General features: G+C 60.6%; 11 protein-coding genes, 2 tRNA genes and 3 pseudogenes. 7 read left to right on the top strand and 9 right to left on the bottom strand.

Annotated features, from left to right (window positions below; translation table 11 throughout):
- Positions 1 to 451 (top strand): bactofilin family protein (locus JCM25414_RS15170; RefSeq protein ID WP_025842197.1); only part of this gene is annotated, 451 nt, incomplete at its 5' end.
- Between the two features lie 82 nt (positions 452 to 533).
- Here JCM25414_RS15170 and JCM25414_RS15165 read toward each other — a convergent pair.
- Together JCM25414_RS15165 and rnd are read right to left on the bottom strand one after the other, a co-directional pair.
- Complete coding sequence (locus JCM25414_RS15165; RefSeq protein WP_025842196.1) at positions 534 to 1,208, bottom strand: GcrA family cell cycle regulator; 675 nt, start codon at positions 1,206 to 1,208, stop codon at positions 534 to 536.
- 198 nt (positions 1,209 to 1,406) lie between these two features.
- Positions 1,407 to 2,594, bottom strand: coding sequence for a ribonuclease D (gene rnd / locus JCM25414_RS15160; RefSeq protein WP_025842195.1), 1,188 nt, complete (start codon positions 2,592 to 2,594; stop codon positions 1,407 to 1,409).
- 64 nt (positions 2,595 to 2,658) lie between these two features.
- On the opposite strand from rnd, the pseudogene queF reads away from it, so the two are divergent.
- Positions 2,659 to 3,093: pseudogene (gene queF, locus JCM25414_RS21005) on the top strand (preQ(1) synthase); the annotation flags it as partial.
- Positions 3,094 to 3,202: 109 nt separating this feature from the next.
- On the opposite strand, the gene atpC reads toward queF, so the two are convergent.
- The 5 genes and pseudogenes from atpC to atpH form a co-directional block, all read right to left on the bottom strand.
- Positions 3,203 to 3,622, bottom strand: a complete 420-nt coding sequence (atpC, locus tag JCM25414_RS15150) for an ATP synthase F1 subunit epsilon (protein WP_025842193.1) — start codon at positions 3,620 to 3,622, stop codon at positions 3,203 to 3,205.
- 4 nt (positions 3,623 to 3,626) lie between these two features.
- Positions 3,627 to 5,079, bottom strand: a pseudogene (atpD, locus tag JCM25414_RS21000) (F0F1 ATP synthase subunit beta).
- 26 nt (positions 5,080 to 5,105) lie between these two features.
- A pseudogene (locus tag JCM25414_RS20995) lies at positions 5,106 to 5,980 on the bottom strand (F0F1 ATP synthase subunit gamma).
- A 9-nt stretch (positions 5,981 to 5,989) separates the two neighbouring features.
- Positions 5,990 to 7,525, bottom strand: coding sequence for a F0F1 ATP synthase subunit alpha (gene atpA, locus JCM25414_RS15135; protein ID WP_025842192.1), 1,536 nt, complete (start codon positions 7,523 to 7,525; stop codon positions 5,990 to 5,992).
- Positions 7,525 to 8,112 (bottom strand): ATP synthase F1 subunit delta, encoded by a 588-nt coding sequence (gene atpH / locus JCM25414_RS15130; protein WP_242403638.1) that lies wholly within the window; start codon positions 8,110 to 8,112, stop codon positions 7,525 to 7,527. Before atpH ends, atpA begins: the two co-directional genes overlap by 1 nt.
- 340 nt (positions 8,113 to 8,452) lie before the next feature.
- Here atpH and JCM25414_RS23860 point away from each other — a divergent pair, with 340 nt between their 5' ends.
- Together JCM25414_RS23860 and JCM25414_RS23855 are read left to right on the top strand one after the other, a co-directional pair.
- On the top strand, positions 8,453 to 8,797 hold the full coding sequence (locus JCM25414_RS23860; protein WP_051535935.1) for a cupin domain-containing protein: 345 nt from the start codon (positions 8,453 to 8,455) through the stop codon (positions 8,795 to 8,797).
- Positions 8,798 to 8,809: 12 nt separating this feature from the next.
- Entirely contained in the window at positions 8,810 to 9,004 is a 195-nt protein-coding gene (locus JCM25414_RS23855) for a cupin domain-containing protein (RefSeq protein WP_206777964.1), read from the top strand.
- 43 nt (positions 9,005 to 9,047) lie between these two features.
- Here JCM25414_RS23855 and JCM25414_RS15120 read toward each other — a convergent pair.
- Positions 9,048 to 9,121 (bottom strand) — tRNA-Gly (locus JCM25414_RS15120).
- A 184-nt stretch (positions 9,122 to 9,305) separates the two neighbouring features.
- On the opposite strand from JCM25414_RS15120, the gene JCM25414_RS15115 reads away from it, so the two are divergent.
- The 3 genes from JCM25414_RS15115 to nusG all read left to right on the top strand — a co-directional run bounded on the left by JCM25414_RS15115 (position 9,306) and on the right by nusG (position 10,307).
- Positions 9,306 to 9,382, top strand: a tRNA-Trp gene (locus tag JCM25414_RS15115).
- Between the two features lie 86 nt (positions 9,383 to 9,468).
- Positions 9,469 to 9,765: a preprotein translocase subunit SecE gene (gene secE / locus JCM25414_RS23185; RefSeq protein ID WP_081775967.1), complete on the top strand. Its 297-nt coding sequence runs from the start codon at positions 9,469 to 9,471 to the stop codon at positions 9,763 to 9,765.
- 11 nt (positions 9,766 to 9,776) lie between these two features.
- Positions 9,777 to 10,307: a transcription termination/antitermination protein NusG gene (nusG, locus tag JCM25414_RS15105; RefSeq protein ID WP_023979810.1), complete on the top strand. Its 531-nt coding sequence runs from the start codon at positions 9,777 to 9,779 to the stop codon at positions 10,305 to 10,307.
- Between the two features lie 119 nt (positions 10,308 to 10,426).
- Here nusG and JCM25414_RS15100 read toward each other — a convergent pair whose 3' ends face one another.
- The gene (locus JCM25414_RS15100) at positions 10,427 to 11,056 is read right to left on the bottom strand and encodes a PqiC family protein (protein ID WP_242403640.1); all 630 of its coding nucleotides are present in this window, start codon (positions 11,054 to 11,056) and stop codon (positions 10,427 to 10,429) included.
- Between the last annotated feature and the right edge of the window lie 7 nt (positions 11,057 to 11,063).

The following is an 11,063-nucleotide window of genomic DNA, read 5'->3' as shown; positions in this document are numbered from 1 at the left end:
GGCACGCCCAGCCGCCGCGGCGGCTGCCCCCGGTGGGCGTCGTGACTCCTCGGACCGCCGCACCCTCGTTGTAGGACGTGGCATCTCGGTTCAGGGGTCGATCCAGGACGCCGAGCGTCTGGTGGTTGAAGGCACTGTCGAGGCGTCGCTACTTCAGGCCGCTGAACTCTCCGTCGCGCCGGGCGGTGTTTTCCGCGGTGAGATCGAAGTTGAAGACGCTGATCTGGCTGGCACGATCGACGGTACGCTGACAGTACGCGGCAATCTGACCGTGCGCGCCACCGGCAAGCTGATCGGCAAGACGCGTTGCCGCCGTCTGCAGGTGGAAGATGGTGGCCAGATTACGGGTCATCTCGAGATGATTACCGGCGACGTGCCGCCGCGCCCCGCCGCTCTCGAGACACCTGCTCCGGCTGTCGAGAAGTCGGAAGAATCAGCTCCCTCCGTCTGAGCCCTTCAAGGTCCAGACGCAAAAAAGCCCGGTCCTTCACGACCGGGCTTTTTTTATGAGGCAGAACCAAAAGCTGAAAGGCTCAGCCAACGCTCTCGCGACGGTCACGTAGCTTTACATAGGCGATCGCACAATGCTCGGCGCAATAAGGTTTGCCGGGCACAGGTTTGGCGCCACAGAAATGGAAGCCAGGTGTCCCGGGGTCGCCATTCGGCCAGCAGCAGGCCGGACCGCGACGCGGCGAGGTCTCTGTCGTCAACGGGCGCAGAAGCGGACGAAGCATCAGGTCTGGCGACATGGTTTTGGCCTCGGCGGGTTTGCGGGTCGGACTGGGCTTGCTGGCCACGGAAGCGCCTTCGTCGGGTACCGCAGAAATGGGGCTTGCAGCAGATTTTTCAACAGGCTCCGTTTTGGGAGCGGGCGGCGCGACCGGCTCGGCAGCGACAGATTTGACGGGAGCAGCGGGCGCAGCGGCGACAGAGATTTTCGCCTCACCGGGGGTCGCAGCCTGGGGCGCAGCTGAAGCCACACCAGCCGTCTCGTCCGCATCCTGTGAGACGGGCGTCTCGGCTGCGACTTCCTTGCGAGGCTTGGCGGTAGCACGGATTGGCGAGGGACGCGGTGGCAGGCCAAGGCGATGAGCCTTGCCCACAACGGCGTTTTTCGTGATCGAGAGCTGCCTGCCAATCTCGGCAGTGGATAGTCCTTCCTGCCAAAGCGTCTGAAGACGGGAGATTATTTCGTCGGTCCATTCCATCGCCCGTGCTCCTCATTAAGTCCAGTGACGTAAAACTAGGGTGTCGATACGACTTGCTCAATCCGTAAATCGGATTTTTCTATGATGAGACTGGCGGATAAACACGGAGCTCTTGCCCGAGTCAATCTGAACCCGCACGAATTACCAAAGAATGAAGGGCGAGCCTCACCAGGATGCGGCGTCGCCACTCATGAACGATCAGTCTGCGCTGGCCGATCTGACGAGACGAACAGCCCGCCCCTCGACGACAAGCTGGATCTCTCCCTTGAGCAAGGCAAGGGCATCATCGCCAAAAACGGCACGACGCCAGCCCTGCAAAACGGGGCTATCGGTCTCACCCAGAGCAAGGCTGTCAAGGTCATCACTCGTTGCTACAAGCTTGGGGGCGACCCGGTTGGCCTCGCAGCTTGCTGCCAGAACCACCTTGAGCAGTGCCACAAGCGCAGCTGACGGCTTGGCCCCTTCGGATTTGCGCGGCGGGCGCGGCAGGTCTTTTTCCGGCAGATCGATGCCGGTCTGCACGGCGGCAAGCAGCCCCGGTGCGGCCTTGCCCTCAGCAAAGCCTCGCGAGACGCCGCGCACACGCGACAGCGCATCGGCATCCTGCGGACGCACAGCAGCAATTTCCAGAAGACTCTCGTCACGGATCAAACGTTGGCGGGGAATATTCAGCGCCTGCGCTTCAACCTCGCGCCAGGCGGCCACTTCGCGCAGCACCGCAAGCATGCGGCGGTTATTGGTACGGGCCTTGAGGCGCTCCCACTGTCGACGCGGATCCGGGCGGAACGTCGCCGGGTCGTTCAGAACGGCCAGCTCGGCATCAGCCCAATGCAGCCGGTTCTGTTTATCGAGTTCGCGATGCAGGGCGAGATAGACGTCTCGCAGATGGGTGACATCGGCGGCAGCATAGGCAATCTGCGCCTTCGACAGCGGGCGCGCCGCCCAATCGCTGAAGCGATGCGTCTTGTCGATGCTGGCCCCCGTGATGGCACTAACCAGCGTGTCGTAACCAACCTGATCGCCGTAGCCACCGACCATGGCTGCCACCTGCGTATCGAAAATCGATTGCGGCAGCGCATCGAAGAGGTGCAGGAAAATCTCAAGATCCTGACGGGCGGCATGAAAGACCTTCACGCAGCTCTCAGTCGCCAGCAGATCGGCAAGCGGCGCAAGATCCAGCCCCGGCGCCAGCGTGTCGATAACAGCCACATCCGACACGCCACCCAGCTGCACGACACAGAGCTCAGGCCAGTACGTATGCTCGCGCACGAACTCCGTATCGATCGTAACGAACGGCTCCTGCTTGAGTCGGGCGCAAAGTTGCGCCAAATCTTCTGTAGAAGACACGATGACTGGGGCTGGGAAACCGGCTTGAGACACTTGCATTTCCCTTCCATACATCAGGGCAGACCATCATGACCACATCAGAGAACGATCTGGCGGCGCTTAGCAGCTAGGCCGCCAAACAGTCCAGCCGGAGAGCCCGGAAACCGCGACGCTCGAACGCGTACCCAGCCCACATAAGGGGCGCGATTACGTCGTGCGCTTTACGGCACCGGAATTTACCTCGCTCTGCCCCGTGACGGGCCAGCCCGATTTCGCCCATATCGTTATCGACTATATTCCAGACGAATGGATCGTCGAGAGCAAGTCGCTAAAGCTCTATCTCACCAGCTTTCGCAATCATGGCGCTTTTCACGAAGACTGTTCGGTGAGCATCGCCGTGAAACTGGTCGAGATCCTGAATCCGAAATGGCTGCGCATCGGCGCCTATTGGTACCCGCGTGGCGGTATTCCCATCGACGTCTTCTGGCAGACGGGCGAAGCACCCAAGGGTGTCTGGATTCCAGCTCAGGACGTGCCCGGCTATCGCGGTCGCGGCTGAGTTTGGCTGCTTCCGGCTCCTAAGGGGGCCGGAATGATAAACACGGCACCTCACCCTTGACCCAATATGAAAAAGGCCGGTCCCCTGGGGAACCGGCCTTTTTCAGAACTCAGTGCAGCGGGTGGGCTGCCTCAGCAGCCTCGATGGCCGCTCTGGTCGCCTGAATTTTGCGAGACAGACGCTCCTGATCGACAATGTCGTCAGCAGCGACGTTCGTCAGCTGGGTCTCCAGCATTTCGAGACGACTCTCTGCTTCGCTCAGGACGATCTCCTCAACCAGAAGCGCCTCATCCGCGAGAATGGTGCAGCGATCAGCCGTGATATCGGCGAAACCACCGGAGACGAAGAAACGCTCGGTAACGACACCGTTCTCATAAAGAGAAACGATGCCGCCGCGCAGCAGGAGCATGATCGGCGCATGATCCGGCATGGCCGCGATATCGCCTTCCTCGCCCGGGATGACAGCCATCTCTACTTCCTTCTGGAAGAGCAGCTTCTCCGGGCTGATGATTTCGACCTGAACCGGCATGGGCTTACGCCGACTCCTTCATCTTTTCGGCCTTGGCGATCGCTTCTTCGATCGATCCGACCATGTAGAAGGCGCCTTCCGGCAGGGTGTCGTATTCACCGGCAACGATTGCCTTGAAGCTGCGCACGGTGTCGTCGAGCGAAACAAGCTTGCCCGGCGAGCCCGTGAAGACTTCGGCCACATGGAAAGGCTGCGACAGGAAGCGCTGGATGCGACGAGCGCGCGCCACGACCTGCTTGTCCTCTTCCGACAGCTCGTCCATGCCCAGGATGGCGATGATGTCCTGCAGGCCCTTATAGGTCTGGAGGATACGCTGCACGTCGCGCGCTACCTGGTAATGCTCTTCACCGACGATCTTCGGGTCGAGCGAACGCGAGGTGGAGTCCAGCGGATCGACGGCCGGATAGATGCCCATTTCCGCGATCGAGCGGTTCAGCACGGTCGTGGCATCAAGATGGGCGAAGGTCGCGGCAGGTGCCGGATCGGTCAGATCGTCGGCAGGCACGTAAACGGCCTGAACCGAAGTGATCGAGCCTTCTTGGTCGAGGTGATGCGCTCCTGAAGGCGCCCATCTCGGTAGCCAGTGTCGGCTGATAGCCCACGGCCGAAGGAATACGACCCAGCAGGGCCGACACTTCCGAACCAGCCTGCGTGAAGCGGAAGATGTTGTCCACGAAGAACAGAACGTCCTGGCCTTCTTCGTCACGGAAATATTCCGCAAGCGACAGGGCCGACAGCGCGACGCGCGCACGTGCGCCCGGCGGCTCGTTCATCTGGCCGTAAACCAGTGCCACCTTGGAGCCCTGGGTCGAGCCGTCTTCACCGATCTTGATCACGCCGGCATCCTGCATTTCGAAATACAGGTCATTGCCTTCACGCGTACGCTCGCCGACACCGGCGAAGACGGACACGCCGCCATGAGCCTTGGCGATGTTGTTGATCAGTTCCTGGATGATGACGGTCTTGCCGACGCCAGCGCCACCGAACAGACCGATCTTGCCACCCTTGAGATAGGGGCAGAGCAGATCGACAACCTTGATGCCGGTCACGAGAATTTCGGAAGCAGCTGCCTGATCTTCGAAGGACGGCGCCTTGCGATGGATCGGATAATGCTTGTCGGAAACGACCGGCCCACGCTCATCGACGGGCTCGCCGATGACGTTCAGGATGCGGCCGAGCGTCGCAGGACCGACGGGCACGGTGATCTGACCGCCCGTATCCTTGACTTCGCTTCCACGGACCAGACCATCCGTGCTGTCCATGGCGATGCAGCGCACTTCGCGCTCACCGATTTCCTGTGCCACTTCGAGCACAAGGGTCTGGTCACCGTTCTGGACGTGCAGCGCATTGAGGATATGCGGCAGCGTGCCTTCGAACTGGACGTCGACCACGGGACCGCGGATCTGCGTCACGCGACCCACGACGTTGCTGCTGGCAGACGACAGAGTTTCGGACATCGTATTTCGGCTCCTGCGTAAAAGTCTCAGACGGCTTCAGCGCCGGAGATGATCTCGATAAGTTCTTTGGTAATGTTGCTCTGGCGGGTGCGGTTGTAGCGCTGCGACAGATCGTCGATCGCCTTGCCTGCGTTCCGTGTCGCGTTATCCATCGCGGTCATGCGCGCGCCCTGCTCGCCAGCTGCGCTTTCGAGAAGCGCTGCGAAGAACTGCACCTGGATATTACGCGGCAGAAGCTGAGCGAGCAGCTCGGCTTCGTTGGGCTCAAATTCGTATTGAGCGCTATATTCCGTGTTATTGTCGTTCTCGGCCACGGCTAGAGGCACAAGGGCCTCTTCCGTCGGGACCTGGGTCATCGCATTGACAAAGCGGTTGAACACCACCGTGACACGATCGACCTGGCCGCTTGTGAGCAGTTCGGTTACGCGCGTACCAAGTCGGCCGCCTTCTGGAACTGAACCTCGCGGCCGCCCGTTCCTTCGATACGATCGATCAGCTTGCCGGGGAAGATACGCGCCATAGCCTCGCCACCCTTGCGCCCGATCGGCAGGACGCGCACGGTCTCACCCTGGGATTCCAAACGCGAGACAATCTGGCGCACGCTGCGCACAAGATTGGCATTGAAGCCACCAGCAAGCCCGAAATCGCTGGTAAGAAGCACGACGAGATGCGTCGACCCCTTGCCACCTTCGAGCAGGACGGGCAGCTCGCCCTGACCTGCTGTTGCGGCAGCCAGTTCAGCCAACATACGACGCATGGCGGCGGCATAGGGACGCGAAGCCTCGGCGTGCTTCTGAAAACGGCGCAGCTTGGAGGCTGCAACCATCTTCATGGCGCTCGTAATCTTGCGCTGCGATTTCACGCCCGCGATCCGGGCGCGCAGTTCCTTCAGCGAGGGCATGATTCGTCCTTAGGCTGCAAAACGCTTGTTGAACGCGGTAAGCAGCTCGGTCAGCTTGGCTTCGACTTCCGGCTTGATCTGACGATCATTGCGGATGGCATCGAGAATATCCTTGCCTGGACCGCGCATTTCGGCGAGCAGCGTCGCTTCATAGCGAACAACCTGATCAACCTTTACGACATCGACAAAGCCACGCGTACCGGCGAACAGCACAACTACCTGCTCTTCAACGGGCAGCGGCGACGTCTGGGGCTGCTTCAGGAGTTCCGTCAGACGGGCGCCGCGCTCGAGCTGCTTGCGGGTTGCGGGGTCAAGATCGGAAGCGAACTGCGAGAACGCAGCCATTTCGCGATACTGGGCGAGGTCGAGCTTGATCTTGCCGGCAACCTGCTTCATCGCCTTGATCTGGGCTGCCGAACCAACGCGCGACACCGAGCCACCGACGTTCACGGCAGGGCGGATACCCTTGTAGAACAGATCGGTCTCAAGGAAGATCTGACCGTCAGTGATCGAAATCACGTTGGTCGGAATGTAAGCGGCAACGTCGCCAGCCTGCGTTTCGATGACCGGCAGAGCCGTCAGCGAACCGCCACCGAACTCGTCGGACATCTTGGCAGCGCGCTCAAGCAGACGCGAATGCAGATAGAATACGTCACCAGGGAAAGCTTCACGGCCCGGCGGACGACGGAGCAACAGCGACATCTGGCGATAGGCCACGGCCTGCTTGGACAGATCGTCATAGCAGATCAGGGCATGCATGCCGTTGTCACGGAAATATTCACCCATCGAGCAGGCCGAATAGGGCGCGAGATACTGCATCGGTGCCGGATCGGAAGCCGTTGCGGCGACAACGATGGAGTATTCCATCGAGCCTTCTTCCGTCAGCGTACGAACGAGATTGGCAACGGTCGAACGCTTCTGGCCGATGGCAACATAGATGCAGTAAAGCTTCTGCTTCTCGTCACCCGTGGCGTTGACGGGCTTCTGGGCAACGATGGTGTCGATCAGAATGGCGGTCTTGCCGGTCTGACGATCACCGATCACCAGTTCACGCTGGCCACGCCCGATCGGCACCAGAGCGTCGATCGCCTTGATGCCGGTCTGCATCGGCTCGCACACGGACTGGCGCGGCATGATGCCCGGAGCCTTAACTTCGGCGCGCTTCATCACGACGTCGGTCAACGGGCCCTTGCCATCGATCGGGTTGCCGAGCGCATCGACAACGCGACCAAGAAGGCCCTTGCCGACCGGCACTTCGACAACCGTGCCCGTACGGGTGACAGTGTCACCTTCACGAATGCCATCGCCATCGCCGAACACAACGATACCGACGCTGTCTTCTTCGAGGTTCAGCACCATGCCGCGGTCGCCCGTGGTCTGGAAATCGACCATTTCGCCGGACATGGCATTGGACAGGCCGTAGACGCGCGCAATGCCGTCACCGATAGACAGGACGCTGCCTGTCTCGGAGACCTGCGCTTCGTCATTGAAGGACGCGATCTGCTGCTTGAGGATGTCCGAAATCTCAGCGGGACGGATATCCATCACGCGGCTCCCTTCATGGCATTCTGGATGCGGGTCAGACGCCCGCGAATGGAGGTATCAAATAGCTTGGCGCCGATCTGCACGACAAGACCACCGATCAGTTCGGGCTCGACGCGTTCGATCATGGACACACGGGCGTAGCCCGCTTCGGCCAGGCGAGTCTGCAAGGCGCTGCGCTGGGCCGCACTGAGCGGCTGCGCGCTGCGCACTTCGGCAACCGTTTCGCCACGACGCTTGGCGTCTAGGGCGAGAACAGCACCAAGAATATCATCGAGGCGGGCAGCGCGACGGTTGCGTGCAATCACACCAGCAAAGCGCTGAAGCGTGTCACTGAAGCCCTGCGCCTTGAGTACGGCTGCGAGACCCTGACCTGACTGCCGGGAATCGAGACTCTGGTCGGCAAGGAAGTCGCGCAGCGGCGCACTTTCAACAAGCAGCTTGCGCAACGCGCGCACCTGATCGAGCACCTCAGGCAATGCCGATTTCTCTTCGGCATAGGCATAGAGCGCCAGAGCATAGCGATGGGCTACGCCTCCTGACGAATCCAAGCTGACCTGCGGTGCTTCGGCTGTTTCGACCACTGTCACGTCCGGCGTTCCCACCCCAATTACACAAACATCCTGACGACCAACGGGCCCACAGTGCTGGGCATCACCCAAACGCACCGTTCGTGCAACCGATTGATCATGACTCAGGTAATGAGACTGTTCGTCCCGATTCCGCAATAACGGATCAGGCCTCGCGGGGCGTCTAGCACGCGTGGAGCGCCCTGTGCAACTGACACTCTGGTGCGAAACAGAACGAGCGCCGATACACTCTTTGCTTTATCAGACCTTACGCGAGCGCTTTGTTCCAGATTTGCACTTTTCGGGCGGTTTTTGGCACAACGCGCTGCTCTCTCCCCGCTCCTGAAAGCTTTGCTCACCCATGTTCCCCGCCTTACACGCATCGCTCCCTCTCGCGCTTCGCTGTCTCGCGCCTCTCGCTTCCGCCACGGCGATTCTCCCCCTTGCTGCTCAGGCCGCAGCCCCTGCGGTCCAGCCTGCCGGCGTGCCCTATTGGGACAACTGGACCGATGCACAGGGGGTGAGCCATCTAACGAAATGCAAGCTCAAGAATTTTACCCTCAGCCAGCTTGCGCCCCATGCAGACCCGCAATGGGTCAATCACGCCCAGCAGGGACAGGCCCACATGGTCACGAGCGTGCAGCCCGCTCACTGGAAGGGTGGCTGGCACGCACCGGAAAGCGTTCAATGGATCATACCGATCTAGGGCGTGTGGTTCGTGCAGAGCATGGATGGCACGCGCGTGGAGCTTAATCCTGGCGATGCCCTGCTAAGTGAGGATGTCGGAGCCAAGGCTGACAAGGAAGGTCATCTCGGCCACCTGTCGGGCAATGTCGGCGACGCACCAGTGGCGCTCATGATCACGCAATTCGCCTCGGCGACGGCCAGCCACAAACCCTGTGAGACGGAATAAGAGCGACCGGAGACGACTTGATCTGGATATCGGGGAGATCGGCTGGAGCGGGCGAAGGGAATCGAACCCTCCTCAGAAGCTTGGAAGGCTACTGCATTACCACTATGCTACGCCCGCGCTTCAGCTGATGGCTCTCCCTAACGCTGATCCCGGCGCGAAGCAAGTGACAGTTTTGGCCGAAAAACTGCAAATGATCTCTTGACTTAAGCGCTCTGGCGCCGCATTACGCCGCAAGTGGTCTCGTCATGACCCAATCGGATCGGATACTTCATCTGTGAAGGTTGACCAGGCGGACGACGTTAGGGGTGTAGCTCAATTGGCTAGAGCGCCGGTCTCCAAAACCGGAGGTTGAGAGTTCGAGACCCTCCGCCCCTGCCACCACGCCGCAGCCGCTGGCTGATAAAGTCAGCGAGCGGAGTCGGGCGCGGTATTCCGCCACGCGCGGCTTTCAGATAAATATGAGGATGACGGTGTCGGTCACTACCCCCAAAAACGGGTCGCAGCAGTCTTCGCCCTCTAAGGGTGGCCCCTCGAAAGACGCCCCGAAACCTTCTACGAAACCAGCAATCCGTTTCAATCTGGTGCAATACCTGAAAGACGTACGCGCGGAGGCGATCAGGGTTACCTGGCCGACCCGTCGCAACACGCTGGTCACAACGGGTGCCGTGCTGGCCATGGCTGCCCTCACCTCTGTTTTCTTTTTCGTCGTCGACCAGGTCATCGGGCTTGGCGTGCGCGAACTCTTTGGCATTGGAGGCTAAGACGAACAACCATGGCTAAGCGTTGGTACGTCGTGCATGTCTATTCCGGGTTCGAGAAGAAGATTGCCACTCACATCAAGGAACAGGCAGCTCAGAAAGGTCTGAGCGATCAGTTCGAGGAAGTTCTGGTACCGTCCGAGGACGTGACCGAAGTGCGCCGCGGTCGCAAGATCAATGCCGAGCGCAAGTTCTTCCCCGGCTATGTTCTGGTCAAAATGGAACTGACCGACGATGCCTGGCATCTGGTCAAGGACACCCCCAAGGTCACCGGCTTTCTGGGCACGCGCAACCGCCCCTCGCCCATCACCGAGGCTGAGGCCGAGCGTATGCTCAAGCAGGCCGAAGAAGGTGTCGAGCGTCCACGTTCGGCCCTTACTTTCGAGATCGGCGAGCAGATCCGCGTGGCCGATGGCCCGTTCACCTCGTTCAACGGCGTTATCGAGGAAGTGGACGAAGAGCGTTCGCGCCTCAAGGTCAGCGTTTCGATCTTCGGTCGCTCCACCCCTGTGGAACTCGACTATACTCAGGTCGAAAAGCTCTGATCGTCCGGCGACAAGCCTGAAAAAACCCGCCCCCGAAAGGAGGCGGGTTTTTTTATACCCAAAAGCCGTATCGAGAGAGCGCATCCCTTTGCCGGGTCAGGGAGGCGCCCCCAGAGCCATCACGGTGTGATCGGCAATACCGGCAGAGCGCGGATTTTCTGTGCTGCCTGATCGGCCAGTTGCCCGGTCAGCGTGCTCAGCCCGGCGACCAGCGTATTGGCCTGTTTATTGTCCAGATGCGTCTGGAGCTGAACCGGCACGGTCAGGTTCGGACCGATGCCCGGCTTGTCTCCATGCACGGAGAGTGTACCGACCAGCGAGGCGTTCCCCTGCTGATCGGCATTGAACGCCGTTACCGTCAGTTCGACGAAGGCGAGCGGCTTGGTGGAGACCGCATCGTTCTGCGCAAAAACAGTCGTTCCCGGCAGACGTTGCGCCAGATCCTGCGTCAGAACGCGACCGATCATGTCACCGATCGCTTCGCTCCAGGCATTGCCCTTGGCGATGCCGAGTTTGTAATCCTTGTCCTGTCTGACGATTTCGTCGCGATCGAGACTGGCTGTCACGACAGGCGTGCGCACTTCGACCACGACCGGACCACCCGGCTGGGCGGCTCCCGGTACGGGGGCAATGGAATAAAGCGTGGGATCGCTGCCACAGGCCGACAGCCCTGTCGCCATCAGCAGCGACAGGGCGGCAATAGCGACGGGACGGCGCATGGCGCGGTGCGAGCGGAGAGAAAGAAGCATCTTCACG

Origin of the sequence: Asaia platycodi JCM 25414 (assembly GCF_000614545.1) — a bacterium.
Lineage (GTDB): Bacteria > Pseudomonadota > Alphaproteobacteria > Acetobacterales > Acetobacteraceae > Asaia > Asaia platycodi.
The sequence above is the reverse complement of the archived record's forward strand: the minus strand, read 5'-3'. Positions and strand labels throughout refer to the sequence as shown.

What these genes read in the sequence shown, in the direction of transcription:
- JCM25414_RS15165 (WP_025842196.1), bottom strand. Translation starts at nt 1,208, where the DNA reads ATGGAATGGACCGACGAAATAATCTCCCGTCTTCAGACGCTTTGGCAG.
- rnd (WP_025842195.1), bottom strand. Translation starts at nt 2,594, where the DNA reads ATGCAAGTGTCTCAAGCCGGTTTCCCAGCCCCAGTCATCGTGTCTTCT.
- atpC (WP_025842193.1), bottom strand. Translation starts at nt 3,622, where the DNA reads ATGCCGGTTCAGGTCGAAATCATCAGCCCGGAGAAGCTGCTCTTCCAG.
- atpA (WP_025842192.1), bottom strand. Translation starts at nt 7,525, where the DNA reads ATGGATATCCGTCCCGCTGAGATTTCGGACATCCTCAAGCAGCAGATC.
- JCM25414_RS23860 (WP_051535935.1), top strand. Translation starts at nt 8,453, where the DNA reads ATGTTCCCCGCCTTACACGCATCGCTCCCTCTCGCGCTTCGCTGTCTC.
- secE (WP_081775967.1), top strand. Translation starts at nt 9,469, where the DNA reads ATGACGGTGTCGGTCACTACCCCCAAAAACGGGTCGCAGCAGTCTTCG.
- nusG (WP_023979810.1), top strand. Translation starts at nt 9,777, where the DNA reads ATGGCTAAGCGTTGGTACGTCGTGCATGTCTATTCCGGGTTCGAGAAG.
- JCM25414_RS15100 (WP_242403640.1), bottom strand. Translation starts at nt 11,056, where the DNA reads ATGCTTCTTTCTCTCCGCTCGCACCGCGCCATGCGCCGTCCCGTCGCT.